We start from the raw sequence: 15,652 nt of genomic DNA on the forward strand, positions 1-15,652 counted from the left end.
TCGGCAAGCCGATGCGGCAGTGCCTGCGTCAGCTCGCGTCGAGCACGAAGTCGACGCAAAACACGTCGAGCGCCTTGTCCGATTGGACGGTAACGGCGGCGGTATAGCAATCCTTCCCTTCGGTCAGCGAATAGTGCGGCCCCATGACGGCGACGCGCCCCGGCGATGCGAGCGCGCGTTTGAAGTAGGCGCGCCGCGACCAATTGCTGTCCGTATCGGGAAAGAGCGGTGCGAGTCGCAGCGGCTCGGCATTCGGGCTTAGCGCGACCGACGGCTGGGTCTGATTGCCGCGCGCATCGACGACGAACACCCGCCGCACATGAGGCATCTTGAACGTCTGACGTGCGGCGAGCGCGAGGTCGCCCGTTGTCTGGTAGATGCGTGAGCCGATCAGTACGGCTTCCTCGAAACTCGCATACGTGACGGGCGCGCGCGGCGCGGTGCTTTCACGCGCGTGGAAGCGCTCCCATATCGATTCGATCAGCGCCGGCGCCGCGGCGCTCGCTTGTGTGATCGATGCGTGCGGAAGGCCGAGCCAATAGCCTTGCAGGAAATCGACGTCGGCTTCCATCATCGTCAGCAGCTCGTTCTCCGATTCGACGCCTTCACCGAGCACCATCGTGCCCGCGCGATGCAGCATCGTCACGAGCTCCGTGGCGAACTGATGATCGTTGCCCGCTGTCGCCATGCGCCACACGAGCGAACGGTCGAGCTTGACGATGTCGGGCCGCACACGCCAGATCCGGTCGAAGTTCGAGAAGCCCGTGCCGAAATCGTCGATCGCGATCAGCAGCCCGCGTTCGCGCAGCGTGTCGATCGTGCGCTCGAACAACGCTTCATCGCTCGCGGGCTGCTCGATCATCTCGATGACGATGCGCTGAGGCGGCAGCCCGAAGTGGTCGCACAACTCGTCGATGAACGGACGGTATGGCCAGCCCGTGCGGAACAGCCGCGGCAGCGCGTTCACGAAGAGCCAGCTCTTTTCGACGTTCTGTTCGGCGAAGTTGGCGAAATGGACGCAGCGCGCGAGGCGCTCGAGCGCGAGGGCGTCGCCCATCGACGGTGCGCGCGAAAACAATTCGTCGGGCGGGATGGGCCGGCCTGCCGCATCGGTCGGCCGCAGCAGCGCCTCATAGCCGACCACGCGCTTATGCGTAATCGAGATGATGGGCTGAAACACGCTGCGCAACGTCACGCCTTGATAGGCGATGCGCCAGCCTTCGTCGTCGCGTCTGAGGTGGGGCAGGATGCCCTCGAGGGTCAGTTCGCGCTTGGATGCCATGGCAAGCGGGCGGCGTTCGCGCTGGCGCGCGGCCGAGCCGGCGTGCCGTCGCACAAGACTTGGGAAGGGATCGTGCCTATGGCGCAGGGGTGTGCGCGCGCGGCGATGCGATCGGGGAAGCCCAGCATGTCGAACAATGCCCATATGACGGGATGCCAGTTTAGCAAACGAACGCGTTGACGATGGACGCAGCGTAAGGGGCGTGCTATCGCAAGCAATGTTCGATTGAGCACCGTCGGCGGGGTTTGGGCGGCGTGTCTGCGCGCAGCGCGTGAGCGAGCGAACGCTCGTCCGGCCAGGTCAGACCGGCGGAAAGGAAAGAGGGGCAGGAAGAGGGCGGCGGCGATCGCCGGTCGTCGACGGACGACCGCCGCGCAAGAAACGAAACGAGGTCAGCTCGTGCGCCGGGTGTGCTGGCCAAAGCCTGGAATGCGCTTGATGACACCCGTGGCCAGTGCCGTACCAACGAGCACGATCGAGCAGCCTTCGAGCATGACGAGCGAGACCTGCTCGTGCAGGAACATGGCACCCCACAAAATGCCGAACACGGGGACCACGAAGGTGACCGTCATCGCGCGAGCGGGGCCGGCAACGTTGAGCAAATGAAAGTAAATCAGGTAGGCCACGCCCGTGCATGCGATGCCCAGGCCCAGCACGGAGCCCCACGCGTAGGCCGAGATATGTCCGGCGGGCCAGGTCGCGATCGCGAACGGCACCAGTGCGAGGCTCGAGCCGAGCATGCTGCCTGTGGCGATCGTCAGCGCGTCGACGCCGGTCAAGTGGCGCTTCGTGTAGTTGGCCGCGATGCCATACAGCAGCGCGGCGCCCATCGCGGCCGCCGCAGCAAGGGCGGTGGTGGCCGGTGCCGGCGCGAGCGCGCCGTGCGCGGACGCGACCTGATCCCATACGAGCGTCACGACGCCGGCGAAACCGAGCGCCATGCCTAGCGTGCGCAGCGCGGTCAGACGGTCGCCGAGCCAGACGTAAGCGACGAGTGCGCCCCACAACGGCGTCGTCGCGTTGATGACCGACGTCGCGCCTGCCGATAGCGTGAGCTCTGCGAACGCGAACAGACAAAACGGCGCGGCCGAATTGAGCACGCCGACGATGAACAACGGCACGGCGCGTTTGCCCAACGTTGCGAATGCGGCGCGGGGTGAGCCGCGCGTGATCAGCATCACAAGCAGGAATGCCGAGCCGATCGTCACGCGCAGCGCCATCAACGGGGCCACACCGAACTCGGCAACCCCTACGCGTATGAACAGGAAGGACGCGCCCCACAACGCGGCGAGCACGAGCAATTGGACAACATGTCTGGTTTTCATCGGGAAATGCGCCAACGGCAGCTTTTCGCATGTAACGGGCGCATCTTACACCGCTGTTATGCGTAATGCTTCAGCGTGCGATGAAACGGCAAGAAGTGGGAAAAGAGGGCGGATCACGACGCGATCCTGCGGAAAAATTCGCAGCGCTATCGGGTTCGTGTGAAGAAAAAGGGGGGCGCGAAGGCCCCCCCTTTCCAGCTTACCGATGCGTCGCATGCAAGCGACGCACGCGTCGTGCCTACCGAGTACCCGCTTACTGCTTATTGCGGCTGATAGATCTGGCCGCCGCTCTTGATGAACTCGACAGCCTTCACTTCCATCCCCTTTTTCAGGGCCGCTTCGTCGGACACGCCTTGCGCGGCTGCGAAGTCGCGCACGTCCTGCGTGATTTTCATCGAGCAGAAGTGCGGGCCGCACATCGAGCAGAAGTGCGCGACCTTGGCCGAATCCTTCGGCAACGTCTCGTCGTGGAACTCACGCGCCTTATCGGGATCGAGGCCCAGGTTGAACTGGTCTTCCCAGCGGAACTCGAAGCGAGCCTTCGACAGTGCGTTGTCACGCACCTGTGCGCCCGGGTGCCCCTTGGCGAGGTCGGCCGCATGCGCCGCGAGCTTGTACGTGATGATGCCTTCCTTGACGTCGTCCTTGTTCGGCAGGCCCAGGTGCTCCTTCGGCGTGACGTAGCACAGCATGGCGGTGCCGAACCAGCCGATCATCGCGGCGCCGATGCCCGAAGTGATGTGGTCGTAGCCCGGCGCGATGTCGGTCGTGAGCGGCCCCAGCGTGTAGAACGGCGCTTCCTTGCACCAGTCGAGCTGCAAGTCCATGTTTTCCTTGATGAGCTGCATCGGCACGTGGCCGGGGCCCTCGATCATCACCTGCACGTCATGCTTCCAGGCGATCTGCGTGAGCTCGCCGAGCGTGCGCAGCTCGCCGAGTTGCGCTTCGTCGTTCGCGTCGTAGATCGAGCCGGGGCGCAAGCCGTCGCCGAGCGAGAAGCTCACGTCGTAGGCCTTCATGATTTCGCAGATTTCCTCGAAGTGCTCGTAGAGGAAGCTTTCCTTGTGGTGCGCGAGGCACCACTTGGCCATGATCGAGCCGCCGCGCGAGACGATGCCCGTCATGCGGTTGGCCGTCAGCGGCACGTAGCGCAGCAGCACGCCGGCGTGGATCGTGAAGTAGTCGACGCCTTGTTCGGCCTGCTCGATCAGCGTGTCGCGGAAGATTTCCCAGGTCAGGTCTTCGGCCTTGCCGTTCACCTTCTCGAGCGCTTGGTAGATCGGCACCGTGCCGATCGGCACCGGGCTGTTGCGGATGATCCACTCGCGCGTTTCGTGGATGTGCTTGCCGGTCGACAGATCCATGACCGTGTCGCCGCCCCAGCGGATGGCCCACGTCATCTTGTCGACTTCCTCGCCGATCGACGACGTAACGGCCGAATTGCCGATGTTCGCGTTGATCTTCACGAGGAAATTGCGGCCGATGATCATCGGCTCGCTTTCGGGGTGGTTGATGTTGGCCGGAATGATCGCGCGCCCGCAAGCGACTTCGTCACGCACGAACTCGGGCGTGATCTCCTGGAGCGCGTCGGCACCGAAAGCGGCGGCGCCGAAGGCTTGGCCCGGGTGCTGGCGGCCCATCATCTGGGCGAGCTTTGTACCATTCGGGCCGCTCGCGCGCAGGCTTTCCAGATATTCGGTGCGGCGCTGGTTCTCGCGGATCGCGATGAATTCCATCTCGGGCGTGATGATCCCGCGACGCGCGTAGTGCATTTGTGTGACGTTGGCACCGGCCTTGGCGCGGCGCGGCGTGCGATGCAGATCGGGGAAGCGCAGTTGCGCCGTGGCCGGGTCGGCCGCGCGCTCGCGGCCGTATTCGCTCGTGAGCCCCGGCAGCGCCTCGGTGTCGCCGCGTGCTTCGATCCAGCGTTGGCGCAGGGCGGACAAGCCCGAGCGGATGTCGATCTTGACATCGGGGTCGGTGTACGGACCCGAAGTATCGTAAACGTAAATCGGCGGGTTCTTTTCGCCGCCGAACGCGCTGGGCGTGTCCGACTGCGTGATTTCGCGCATCGGCACGCGGATGTCCGGCTGCGAGCCGGTTACGTAGACCTTGCGCGAATTGGGCAGCGGCGCGACCGCGGCGGCGTCGACGCGCGCGTCGGCGGAAACGAACTTCGGGTTGGCACTCATGCAAATCTCCTGACGTGGGGCGCTAATGCAGGAGACGAGAGGGGAAGGACGAGCGAATGATGGCGGCGTACCGCGAAGCTCGTACGCTTCCCTGCGCTGGCATTATCCAGATCAGGTTCAAAGGGTATTTCTCACCCGCGCGCACCGCCGCCGTCGACCAACGGCCACGCGACGCAGGACCCCCGCGTTAGCATCGCAGAAGATACACCGCCTGACAGGGCTTTGGCAACCGAAGCGCCGGCAAGCCGTCTGGAGCACAAAAATGTGCCCGATGCGGCCGATGACGATGCATCCGGCTCACTGTCTGGCGCGTATATGCGTGGCAAGGCGGCGGCGATGGGCCCCGCAGGGCCGGGGAGGGCGCAACGCCCGCCCGTTCACGACACCTCAACGACTGTTGGGCGGAGATCACGATGCGAATTCGAACCTTCCTGACGGTGGCGGCCGCGATGCTCGCGATTTTGGCCGGCACCGCGGCGGCACACGCCGACGAGGCATGCGCGGTACGCAGCCCCGCCTATCGCGTGGCACTCGTCGAGTTGTACAGCAGCGAGGGGTGCAACAGTTGTCCGCCTGCCGACGCCTGGCTCGGGCACCTCGCAGCCGACACGCGGGGGAACGTCGTACCGCTTGCGCTGCACGTCGATTACTGGGACGGGCTCGGCTGGCGCGACCGCTTTGCGCAGCATCGCTTTACGGAGCGTCAGCAGGCACTGGCGGCCTACGGCGGCACGCAGGTCGTCTACACGCCCGAAGTGTTCGTCGCGGGCCGCGAGATGCGCGAGTGGGGCGCGGCCAAGCGCTTCGACGAGCGCGTGCGCGCGCTGGCCGCGCAGCCGGCACGCGCCGATATCGCGTTGCGGCTTGCGCCCGCGGGGACGGCCGGCGCGATCGACGTCGACGCGCGCTTTGCCGCGCATGCCGATGCGCCGTCGCGTCTCAATGCCTATGTCGCTGTTTACGAGAACAGACTCGAGTCGCATGTCGGCGCAGGCGAGAACCGTGGTGCGACGCTGCATCACGAGCGGGTCGTGCGTGAGTGGCTCGGGCCGCTGCCGCTCGAGGCAGGGGCTGCACACATCCAGCGGACGATTGCGCTCGACGGCCCCGCCGAGCGCCGCGGCTCCCCGGCGGCGCTGACGCAGGTGGCAGAAGGCCGATTCGGTGTGGCGGCTTTCGTCGAGGACGCGGCAACCGGGGAAATCGTGCAGGCGACGGCGCTGGCTGCCTGCGGGCGGTAGCGGCCAGGCGCGGCCGGCGCGCCTCCCACGCATGGCATGAATGCCGAGGCGGAGCCCCTGTGCACCCAAGACGCCTTGCGCATCGGCAAGGCTCCGCGTACATAATGCAAACGCAGCCCACGCATGACGGCGCTTGACTGGCGCTGTCGGTGTGGCGCGTTTCATCTGTGCTCCGACCCTAGCCTTATCGTCCGCCGCCATGCCGCCCAGCGAGAGCCCGAACCGTTTCGTTCGCGATACGGGGCACCTGCGCGAGGGCCGAGGCGAGGGCTCGTCACGCGGTGCACGGTTGCCCGCGGTTGCGGCGCCAGCAAGCGCCGTCATGCGTGGGCTGCGTTTGCATCTGCGCCTGCCGCGTTCGCGCAGCGGCCGCATTGCGTTGGCCCTGGCCATCGTCTACCTGGCGTGGGGCTCCGCTTACCTGGCCGTGCACGTCGCGCTGGGGGCCTTTCCGCCGCTGCTGTTATCGGGCTTGCGCAATCTCGTGGCCGGCATCGGCCTGTTCCTGTATGCCGCGCATGGCCGGCGCGTCTGGCCGACACCCGTTCAGGTATTCAACGCCGGCATCGTCGGCACGATGTTGGTCGGCCTCTCGAGCGGCTTGCTGACCTTCGGCATGCGCAGCGTCGGCACGGGAGCGGCGGCTGTCATGGTGGCAACGGTGCCGCTGTTCGCGACCGTCATCTCGGCCGTGGCGGGGCGGCCCGTCGCCAAGGGCGAATGGGTCGCGGTGGCGCTCGGGCTGCTCGGTACGGTCGTGCTCAATCAGGGCAGTGGGTCGACGGCACCGGCAAGCGGCACCATCGTGATCCTGTGCGGTGCGCTGTTTTGGGCCGGTGGCTCACAGTTGGCTAGCCGCCTTGCATTGCCGTCCGATCTGTTCATGTCGACCGCGCTGCAGATTGGCCTCGGCGGCGCCATCTCGACCGCGCTTGCGTGGCTCAGCGGCGAGCGGGTGACGCACTTCGGCTTTCTGCCAGCGTTCGCGTTCCTCTATCTGATGCTGATGGCGACGATGGCGGCCTACCTCGCGTACGGCTTCCTGATCCGACATACGAGCCCACTCGTCGCCAGCAGCTGCATGTACGTGAATCCGATCGTTGCCGTCGCGCTCGGCGCGCTGATGCTCGGCGAACCCGTGACGCGCTGGACCGTCTTCGCCACCGCGGCGATTCTGTCGAGCGTTGCCCTGTCGTTCTGGTTCGACCGACGGCGCGCGGTACGCTAGCTAGCGCAGGTTCGCGCGCCGTCGTTGCCGCTCATAGCTTCGCGGCCAGCTCGGCGCCTTCGCGGATGGCCCGCTTCGCATCGAGCTCGGTCGCCAGAGCCGCACCGCCGATCACGTGATAGCGCGGGCCGTTCTCACTCGGCGAAGCGGGCAGCAATTCGCGCAGCGACTCCTGGCCCGCACAGACGACGATCGTCTCCACCTCTAACCACTGTTCGACGCCTTGCCGCGCGATTTTCAAGCCGCGCGAGGCGATCTCGAGGTAGGTCACCGCATCGAGCATTTGCACGCCATGCCGCTGCAGCGTGGCGCGATGCACCCAGCCCGAGGTCTTGCCGAGTCCCGCGCCCAGCTTGCCGGCCTTGCGCTGCAGCAGCCAGATGCGGCGCGCGGGTGCCTGATCCTGGCGCGCGGTTTTCAAGCCACCGGGCTCGCGCACGTCGAGATCGACGCCCCATTCGTCGAGCCATGCCTCGCGTGGCTGCGGCAGGGGCTCGCCGTCGCGATGGAGCAGAAACTCGCTGACGTCGAAGCCGATACCGCCCGCGCCGATCACGGCGACCGAGCGGCCCACGGGGGCGCCGCGCAGCACGTCGACATAGCTGAGCACGTTGGGCCCGTCGACGCCGGGAATCGCAAGGCGCCGCGGCACGATGCCGGTTGCCAGAATCACGTCGTCGTACTGCGCGCCGGCCAGGTCAGTGGCTGTCACGCGCGTATTGAGCCGAACGTCGACGCCGTGCCTGCGCAACTGCGTACCGAAGTAGCGCAGCGTCTCGCTGAATTCTTCCTTGCCCGGAATGCGGCGTGCCAGATTGAACTGGCCGCCGATCGTGGCAGCCGCATCGAACAGCGTGACGCGATGACCGCGCGACGCGGCAACACAGGCTGCCGACAATCCCGCGGGCCCGGCTCCGATAACGGCCAACGTGCGAGGCTGGGTGCTGGGACGGTACACGAGCTCCGTTTCGCGGCCCGCGCGCGGATTGACGAGGCAACTCGCGCGGATGTTGCGGAAGGTGTGATCGAGGCATGCCTGATTGCAGGCGATGCAGGTGTTGATTTCGTCGGCACGCCCAGCGGCGGCTTTCGCGACGAACTCGGGATCGGCAAGCAGCGGCCGTGCCATCGAGACGAGATCGGCGCTGCCATCGGCGATCAGCGCTTCGGCGAGGTCAGGCGTGTTGATGCGGTTCGATGCGATGACCGGCACCTTGACTTGCTCGCGCAGGCGCGCGGTGAGCGGGGCGAATGCGGCGCGCGGCACCGAGGTGACGATGGTCGGCACACGGGCTTCATGCCAGCCGATGCCGCTGTTGAACAGCGTGACGCCGGCCGCCTCGAGCGCTTTCGCCACTTGAACGGTTTCGTCCCACGTATTGCCGCCTTCGACGAGATCGATCAGCGAGAGCCGATAGATGACGATGAAACGTTCACCGCATTCGGCGCGGATGCGCTCGACGATCTCGACGGGCAGGCGCATGCGATTTTCGATGCTGCCGCCGTAGCGATCCGTGCGATGGTTCGTGCGGGCACACAGGAACTGATTGAGCAGATAGCCTTCGCTGCCCATGATCTCGATGCCGTCATAGCCGGCGCGCTGCGCGAGACGGGCCGTGCGCGCGTAGGCGCGAATTGTCTTCTCGATGCCGGCGAGGCTGAGCGCACGCGGCGTGAACTTCGCGATCGGCGAGCGGATCGCCGAGGCCGACACGACGAACGGGTGGTAGCCGTAGCGGCCGGCATGCAGGATTTGCAGCGCGATCTTGCCGCCTTCCTCGTGGACCGCTTCGGTCAGGCGGCGATGATTGGGCACGTCCAGGCGCGTGTTCAGCGTGCCGCCGAACGGCAGCAGCCAGCCTTGGCGATTCGGCGAGAAGCCGCCCGTCACGATGAGGCCCACACCGCCTTTCGCGCGTTCGCGATAGTAGGCCGCCAGCGACGGATAGTGCCAGAAGCGATCCTCCATGCCCGTATGCATCGAGCCCATGACGACGCGGTTGCGGAGCTTCGTGAAGCCGAGGTCGAGTTCGGCGAGCAGGTGAGGGTAGGACATAGGCTGGCGGGTCGTAGAAGTGGAACGCGTGCGAACGATACCGCGCGCAGCCCGCCAGGCTGCTGGAGAAGGGGCTCTAATTCGATTTCATCGACGACGCGTCGGGGGCCATGTCCTGCCGTCGAACAGCGTGCGCTGCCCGGACGGTCAGGATCCCCAAGCATCGGGCGCTCAAGCCGCGCGCTGCCCTTGCATATGGCGCGCCGCAGCCGCGAGCGCGAAGACGAGTCCCGCTGCGCATACGCCCGTCCATCCATACGCGCGCCATGCGAAGGCTCCCACGGCTGAACCGGTAGCGCCGCCAATGAAATAGCAGACCATATAGACCGTGTTGATGCGGCTGCGCGCCTCGGGCTTGAGCGCATAGATGCGCGACTGGTTCGAGATCTGCGTTGCCTGCACGCCGACGTCGAGCACCAGCACGCCGACGATGAGCCCGGCGATGCTCGTGGACGACAGCCCGAAGATCACGAACGAAACAGCCACGAGCGCGATCGAGAGCGAGAGGACCGCGCGCGGCCCGCGTGCGTCGGCGGAGCGCCCCGCAAGCGGCGCAGCCAGTGCGCCGGCCGCGCCGACGATGCCGAACAGGCCAGCGGCTTGCGGCCCCATATGAAACGGTGAACCGGCCAGCAGCAGCGTGAGCACCGACCAGAACGCGCTGAACGCGGCAAAGATGGCCGCACCCGTGAACGAGGACTCACGCAGGCCGGGCAGCTCGCGCGTCAGATGCCACATCGAAGCGAGCAGTTTGCCGTAGGGGAGCGTCGACGTCGGCTTGCTGTTCGGCAGGCGCATCGCCACGAGGACTGCCAAGGCGAGTTGCGCAACCAGCGATGCCGCGAACACGGCGCGCCAGCCAAAGTACTCTCCGATCGAACCCGCGGCCGTGCGGGCGAGCAGAATGCCCAGCAAGAGCCCGCTCATGACCGTGCCCACGGCACGGCCGCGCTCGGCTGCCGGCGCCAGCTCGGCCGAGAACGGCACGGCTTGCTGAGCGATCGTCGCGAGCATCCCGATGGCAAGACTTGCGACGGTCAGCACTGCGAGCGTGGGCGCGAATGCGGCCCCGGCCAGCGCGAGCGCAAGGCCGGCGATTTGCACGAGGATCAGGCGTTTGCGGTCGAGGCGGTCGCCAAGCGGCGCAAGCAGGAAAATGCCGGCCGCGTAGCCGAGCTGCGTAGCCGTGGGTACGACGCCGATCCACGACGCGCTGCCCGGAAACGAGGCGCGCAGGCTGTCGAGCAACGGCTGGTTGTAGTAGATGTTGGCGACCGAGACGCCGGCGATCGTCGCGAGCAATAGCAGAAGGCCCCGCGAATAGTGGCTTGCGCCGCTTTCGGGACGCGCTTCGACGGGGGCCGCCTGAACGCACACAGTATTATCGTCAGACATCATGATGTCGCTGAATTTTGTATGGGGCTCTCGATTTTATCCGGGCTTCATGCTCGGAATTTTCCGAAAATCGCCCGTACTTCGCCCGTACTTAGTCGATCAGCGTGCCGTCGGTCGCGTAGAACGGATAAGGGCCATCGCCTTCGTCGACGTACGCGTGATGCGTGACGAGACCGGTTTCCGGCGTGTAGTGGTGCAACGCGAAGGCGGGCGGCTCGAGACGGAACGCCGACGGGGCATCCTCGCGCAGGTCGAGCTGGACCTGATGCGCAGGCGCGGGCACGGCCGAGGCGATCGTGCCGCCAAAGCGCGTGAAGATGGGCCGATGCACGTGACCGCATATGACGCGTTCGACGTTGTCGTATTGGCGCAGGATGGCCGCGAACCGCTTGCTCGATTCCGCACCGAGCCGCAGCCGGTCCATATGACCGATGCCGCAGACGAACGGCGGATGGTGCAGCGCGACGACCACAGGCGCCTCGCGCGCGGCATCGAGCTGCGCTTGCAGCCACGCCAGCCGCGTCTCGCACAGATGGCCGGCGCTTTGGCGCGGCACTTGCGAATCGAGCGCGATCAGGCGCAGCGGGCCTACATCGACGGCGTATTGCACGAATTCGCCGCCGCCTTGCAGGTACGCGTGATCGGCGAACACTTCGCGCAGCGCGTTGCGCTCGTCGTGATTGCCGACGAGCAGGTAGTAGGGGATCGCGAGCGAGGCGAGCAGCGTCTGCAGATGGCGATATTCGTCGACGTTGCCGAGGTCGACGAGATCGCCCGTGATGACGACGGCGTCCGGGCGCGGCACGAGCGCATTGAGCCGGGCGACGCAGCGTGCGAGCGCGGCTGCCGTATCGACGCGCCGGTAGGCGAGCATGCCGGGACGCTTGATGTGCAGATCGCTGATTTGAGCCAACAGCATGGGCAGATTCCGTTGTCGAGATGGGGTGAACGCGGCCCGCCATCAGGCGAGCGCGATGAGTCCTTCGGGCGCGATTTCGATGCCGACGACGGCGCCGCGCGCCAGGTCCACGCGGCCGGCCACGTCGACGATCAGCGCGTCGGGCGCGGCTCCACCGACCGTCACGCGCGTGCGCTCGCCGAGGAACGATTGCGCTTCGACCGTGCCGCGCAGCGAGGCGCCGTCAGGCGCCGTCAAGCGTGCGTCTTCGGGGCGGAAGAACAGCTCCGTCTCACCGCCCGCGCCAGCCTGCGCAGCGGATCCGGCGGGTGCGGCGATGCTGCCGCCCGTCGTCGCGAGCACACCGTCGCGCCATTGTCCCGCAAGCCGGTTGATCGTGCCGACGAACTGCGCGACGGTGCGGTTCGCAGGGCGGTAGTAGATATCGCGCGGCGAGCCGATCTGCTCGATGCGGCCGGCACTCATCACGACGATGCGGTCGCCGAGCTCCATCGCTTCGGCCTGATCGTGCGTGACGTAGACCGTCGTCACGTTGAGGCTGCGCAGCAGCGCGTTCATGTCGCGGCGCAACGTGTCGCGCAGCCGCGCATCGAGCGCCGTGAGCGGTTCGTCGAGCAGCAGCACACGGGGCTCGCGCGCCAATGCGCGCGCTAGCGCAACGCGCTGGCGCTGGCCGCCCGAGAGCTGGTCGATCGGTTTGTCCGCATGCGCTTCGAGCTGCATCATCGCGAGCAGCTCGTCTACACGCTTGCGCGCGAGCGCAGGCTCCGTCTTCGCGATCTTCAGGCCGTAGCCGACGTTGCCGCGCACGGTCAGATTCGGAAACAGCGCATAGCTTTGGAACACCATGCCGACCTGACGGCGCTCGATCGGCAGACGCGTCACGTCGTCGTCGCCGAAGTGCACGGTGCCGCCCGCATCGGGCGTTTCGAGCCCGGCAATCATGCGCAGCGTCGTGGTCTTGCCGCAGCCGGACGGGCCGAGCAACACGATCGTTTCGCCGGCGCCGATCGTCAGATCGAGCGGCTCGAGCACGCGCTGGCCGTGGAACGTCTTCGCACAACGCGAGAGCGAGATGGGGACAGGGGTGAGTTTCATCAGGGAAATTCGTAAGCGAACGGGCAATCCGGGAGGCGAAGTCAGCGGCGTGAGCGGGCGCGACCGCGCAACGCGCGTTGGCCCGTGACGTCGACGCCGAGCCATTGCATGGCGATGAGCAGCGGCATCGTCATCAGGAAAAAGACGATCGTGTAGGCGCTGCCGATTTCGATGCGCAGCGACGCATAGGTATCGGCGAGCCCCACGGGCAGGGTCTTGGTGTCGGGCGTATGCAGCATCCAGGTCAGGTTGAACTCGCCGATCGACAACGTCACGACGGCCAGTGCGCCCGCGACGATCCCGGGCTTCAGGTTCGGCAGCACGATCGTCGTGAAGCGTTGCCAGAACGTCGCGCCGAGGCTGGCTGCGCCTTCTTCGAGCGTGCGCAGGTCGGCGCTGGCCGCCACGGCAGCCACGGCGCGCACCATGAACGGCAGCGTGAACACCACATGGCCGACGACGATGAACGCCGCGCTCGTGCGAAAAGCCGTGAAGCCACCGTATACGACGATCAGCGCGAGCGCCGAGGCAAGGCCCGGCAAGGCAATCGGCAGCACGAGCAGTTCCTCGACGAGGCGCGCCATGCGGGTCTTGCTGCGCGCGAGCGCATAGGCGGCGGGCACGCCGATGACGAGCGTGATCGCGAGCGTCGCGAGCGCCACTTCGAGCGACAGGAACACAGATGGGCGGTACTGCGTCCAGACCTGCTCGAGCCAGCGCAGCGTGAGCCCGCTCGAGATGCCGCGAAAGTAGTTGACCGTGAGACCGGCCATGACCGACATGACCACGGGCACGATCAGGAAGGCGCACAGCGCGAGCGTGACGGCCCACTGGCCCAGCGAGATAAGCCGGCGCGGGGCGTCGAGCAATGCGTTCATGTTCGGCTCCTTACGCGGTGGCGGCAACGGCCGAGCCGGTCATCGTGCGGGCGAGCGCGAGCACGAGCCAGGTCACGAGGCCGAGAATGATCGACAGGCCCGCGGCCGTGACCATGCTCGCGTTCAGCGTGAACGCCGTATAGATCGTCATCGGCAGCACGTCGATGTCGGTGGCCAGCGTAAAGGCGGTGCCGAATGCGCCCATCGACGTGGCGAAGCAGATCGCGCCGGCCGCCACCAACCCTGGCGCGAGCCCTGGCAGCACGACGTCGCGCGTGATCTGCCACGGCGAGGCGCCGAGCGAGCGCGCAGCTTCCTCGAGCGAGGGGTCGAGCTTCGTCGCCGAGGCCATGACGGTGACGATCACGCGTGGAATCGAAAAGTACAGATAGCCGACGAACAGGCCCGTCATCGAGTAGGCGAAGACCCATTTGTCACCGGTCAGGCGCGCGCTGACGGCACCGATGAGCCCTTGCCGGCCGGCCAGCATGATGACCATGAAGCCAACCACGACGCCGGGGAAGGCGAGCGGGAACGTGAGCAGCGCAAGCAGCATGCGCTTGCCCGGGAATTCGCGGCGCGCGAGCAGCATGCCGGCGATGACCGACACGACGAGCGTCGCGACCGTGACGGCCGCCGACAGCGCCACCGTCGCGCCGAGGCTGCCCATGTAGCGCGCGTCGGTCACGAGCGCGCGGTACGTTTCGAGCGGGTGGCCGTCGCCGCTCACGTGCACGAGCACGGTCATCGGCAGTAGCCAGAAAGCGGTGAAGACCGCGAGCGCGGGGGCAATGAGCGCCAGGCGCCAGCGTAGCGGGAAGGTAATGTCGTGCATGGTGGGGAACGGCTCGGTACGGCAGGCGCATCCTGCGCCGCGGCGCGCATTGCCCGGTGGGCCGCCGCCGCGGCGTCAAGACGATGCGGTCAATGCATGGTCTGCAAATAGCGTTCGCCGAACGCTTGCTGCTTCTGGGCCATCTTGGCGAAGTCGACGGCCTTGGCGCGCGCATACTCGCTGGCCGGCAGGAACTTCGCGGCAGCGTCCTTGGTCATCGCGCTGGCGCGGACAGGACGCAGATACGCGTTGGCCCACAGCTTCTGGCCTTCGTCCGACAGCACGAAGTCGAGCATCTTCTTGCCGTTGGCTTCGTGCGGCGCGCCCTTGACGAGGCTCATCACGTACGGCACCGAGATCGTGCCTTCCTTCGGAATCACGAATTCGACGTTGGCGTGGTCCTTGTACTTGGCGCGATAGGCGTCGAAGTCGTAGTCGAGCAGAATCGGAATCTCACCCGAGAGCACGCGGGCATAGGCCGTTTGCTTCGGCACGATCGGCGCGTTGGCCTTGAGTTTGCGGAACCAGTCGAGGCCCGGCTCGAAGTTGTCGAGCGTGCCGCCCAGCGCCTGATTGACGGCAACGGCGCCGGCATAGCCGACGAACGCACTCGACGGATCGAGATAACCGATCATGCCCTTGTATTCGGGTTTCAGCAGATCGGCCCACGAGCGGGGCACGGGCTTGCCTTCAAGCGCGTCCTTGTTGACGAAAAAGCCGAGCGTGCCCGAGTGAATCGTGAACCAGTAGCCTTGCGGATCCTTCAGATCGGCCGGGATGTCGTCCCAGTGCGCGGGCTTGTAGGGCTGGATCACGCCCTTGTCTTTCGCCTGGAAGGCCGAGGATACGCCCAGATAGACGACGTCGGCGATGGGGCTCTTTTGCTCGGCGATCAACTGTGCGATGGCCTGGCCCGAGTTCTTGTTGTCGGACGGCACATGGATGCCGGTCTTTTCCTGAATCGCCTTGAGCTGGCTGGCCCAGTCGGCCCACTCGGGCGGGCAGTTGTAGCAGATGGCCGTCTCTTCGGCGTGCGCCTGGCCGGCAAACGGGGCGGCGAAGGCCGCAATGGCCGCGGCGCCTGCGCAGACGAGCCGCGCAACGTGCGTGCGGAGGAAACGAAAACGACGTGTCACGGAAGGTCTCCTCGTGAGCAAAGGGGATGATGGGACGTTGATTGCTGCACGCGCCGGCTGAGGGCAA

12 protein-coding genes and 1 riboswitch are annotated in these 15,652 nt (G+C 66.4%); of the genes, 2 read left to right on the top strand and 10 right to left on the bottom strand.

Features of this window, described 5'->3' with window-relative positions; all coding sequences use genetic code 11:
- Positions 1-28: 28 nt before the first annotated feature.
- From D7S89_RS01085 to thiC, 3 genes are all read right to left on the bottom strand, one after another.
- Entirely contained in the window at positions 29-1,282 is a 1,254-nt protein-coding gene (locus tag D7S89_RS01085; RefSeq protein WP_121275954.1) for a sensor domain-containing phosphodiesterase, read from the bottom strand.
- A 392-nt stretch (positions 1,283-1,674) separates the two neighbouring features.
- Entirely contained in the window at positions 1,675-2,607 is a 933-nt protein-coding gene (locus tag D7S89_RS01090) for a DMT family transporter (RefSeq protein ID WP_121274887.1), read from the bottom strand.
- Between the two features lie 260 nt (positions 2,608-2,867).
- Positions 2,868-4,799, bottom strand: coding sequence for a phosphomethylpyrimidine synthase ThiC (gene thiC, locus D7S89_RS01095; protein WP_121274888.1), 1,932 nt, complete (start codon positions 4,797-4,799; stop codon positions 2,868-2,870).
- A 70-nt stretch (positions 4,800-4,869) separates the two neighbouring features.
- Positions 4,870-4,993: riboswitch (TPP riboswitch) on the bottom strand.
- Positions 4,994-5,212: 219 nt separating this feature from the next.
- Here thiC and D7S89_RS01100 point away from each other — a divergent pair.
- Together D7S89_RS01100 and D7S89_RS01105 are read left to right on the top strand one after the other, a co-directional pair.
- Positions 5,213-6,040 carry a DUF1223 domain-containing protein gene (locus D7S89_RS01100; RefSeq protein WP_121274889.1) on the top strand — a complete coding sequence of 276 codons (828 nt, stop codon included), beginning with the start codon at positions 5,213-5,215 and terminating at the stop codon, positions 6,038-6,040.
- A gap of 322 nt (positions 6,041-6,362) precedes the next feature.
- Entirely contained in the window at positions 6,363-7,268 is a 906-nt protein-coding gene (locus tag D7S89_RS01105; RefSeq protein ID WP_121275956.1) for an EamA family transporter, read from the top strand.
- Positions 7,269-7,299: 31 nt separating this feature from the next.
- Here D7S89_RS01105 and D7S89_RS01110 read toward each other — a convergent pair whose 3' ends face one another.
- The 7 genes from D7S89_RS01110 to D7S89_RS01140 all read right to left on the bottom strand — a co-directional run bounded on the left by D7S89_RS01110 (position 7,300) and on the right by D7S89_RS01140 (position 15,585).
- A complete protein-coding gene (locus D7S89_RS01110; protein ID WP_121274890.1) occupies positions 7,300-9,324 on the bottom strand; it encodes an NADPH-dependent 2,4-dienoyl-CoA reductase in 2,025 nt (674 codons plus the stop codon).
- Positions 9,325-9,495: 171 nt separating this feature from the next.
- Positions 9,496-10,719 carry an MFS transporter gene (locus D7S89_RS01115; RefSeq protein ID WP_121275957.1) on the bottom strand — a complete coding sequence of 408 codons (1,224 nt, stop codon included), beginning with the start codon at positions 10,717-10,719 and terminating at the stop codon, positions 9,496-9,498.
- 91 nt (positions 10,720-10,810) lie between these two features.
- Entirely contained in the window at positions 10,811-11,638 is an 828-nt protein-coding gene (locus D7S89_RS01120; RefSeq protein ID WP_121274891.1) for a phosphodiesterase, read from the bottom strand.
- 42 nt (positions 11,639-11,680) lie between these two features.
- Entirely contained in the window at positions 11,681-12,736 is a 1,056-nt protein-coding gene (locus tag D7S89_RS01125) for an ABC transporter ATP-binding protein (RefSeq protein WP_121274892.1), read from the bottom strand.
- A 41-nt stretch (positions 12,737-12,777) separates the two neighbouring features.
- Positions 12,778-13,614 (bottom strand): ABC transporter permease, encoded by an 837-nt coding sequence (locus D7S89_RS01130; RefSeq protein ID WP_121274893.1) that lies wholly within the window; start codon positions 13,612-13,614, stop codon positions 12,778-12,780.
- Between the two features lie 10 nt (positions 13,615-13,624).
- Positions 13,625-14,449: an ABC transporter permease gene (locus tag D7S89_RS01135; RefSeq protein ID WP_121274894.1), complete on the bottom strand. Its 825-nt coding sequence runs from the start codon at positions 14,447-14,449 to the stop codon at positions 13,625-13,627.
- An 89-nt stretch (positions 14,450-14,538) separates the two neighbouring features.
- Entirely contained in the window at positions 14,539-15,585 is a 1,047-nt protein-coding gene (locus D7S89_RS01140; RefSeq protein WP_121274895.1) for an ABC transporter substrate-binding protein, read from the bottom strand.
- Positions 15,586-15,652 lie beyond the last annotated feature (67 nt).

The organism is Trinickia fusca (genome assembly GCF_003628145.1).
Lineage (GTDB): Bacteria > Pseudomonadota > Gammaproteobacteria > Burkholderiales > Burkholderiaceae > Trinickia > Trinickia fusca.

Excerpts from the sequence above, each read along its gene's own strand:
- D7S89_RS01090 (WP_121274887.1), bottom strand. The coding sequence starts at position 2,607 with ATGAAAACCAGACATGTTGTCCAATTGCTCGTGCTCGCCGCGTTGTGG.
- D7S89_RS01130 (WP_121274893.1), bottom strand. The coding sequence starts at position 13,614 with ATGAACGCATTGCTCGACGCCCCGCGCCGGCTTATCTCGCTGGGCCAG.
- thiC (WP_121274888.1), bottom strand. The coding sequence starts at position 4,799 with ATGAGTGCCAACCCGAAGTTCGTTTCCGCCGACGCGCGCGTCGACGCC.
- D7S89_RS01110 (WP_121274890.1), bottom strand. The coding sequence starts at position 9,324 with ATGTCCTACCCTCACCTGCTCGCCGAACTCGACCTCGGCTTCACGAAG.
- D7S89_RS01115 (WP_121275957.1), bottom strand. The coding sequence starts at position 10,719 with ATGTCTGACGATAATACTGTGTGCGTTCAGGCGGCCCCCGTCGAAGCG.
- D7S89_RS01085 (WP_121275954.1), bottom strand. The coding sequence starts at position 1,282 with ATGGCATCCAAGCGCGAACTGACCCTCGAGGGCATCCTGCCCCACCTC.
- D7S89_RS01135 (WP_121274894.1), bottom strand. The coding sequence starts at position 14,449 with ATGCACGACATTACCTTCCCGCTACGCTGGCGCCTGGCGCTCATTGCC.
- D7S89_RS01120 (WP_121274891.1), bottom strand. The coding sequence starts at position 11,638 with ATGCTGTTGGCTCAAATCAGCGATCTGCACATCAAGCGTCCCGGCATG.
- D7S89_RS01100 (WP_121274889.1), top strand. The coding sequence starts at position 5,213 with ATGCGAATTCGAACCTTCCTGACGGTGGCGGCCGCGATGCTCGCGATT.
- D7S89_RS01105 (WP_121275956.1), top strand. The coding sequence starts at position 6,363 with ATGCGTGGGCTGCGTTTGCATCTGCGCCTGCCGCGTTCGCGCAGCGGC.
- D7S89_RS01125 (WP_121274892.1), bottom strand. The coding sequence starts at position 12,736 with ATGAAACTCACCCCTGTCCCCATCTCGCTCTCGCGTTGTGCGAAGACG.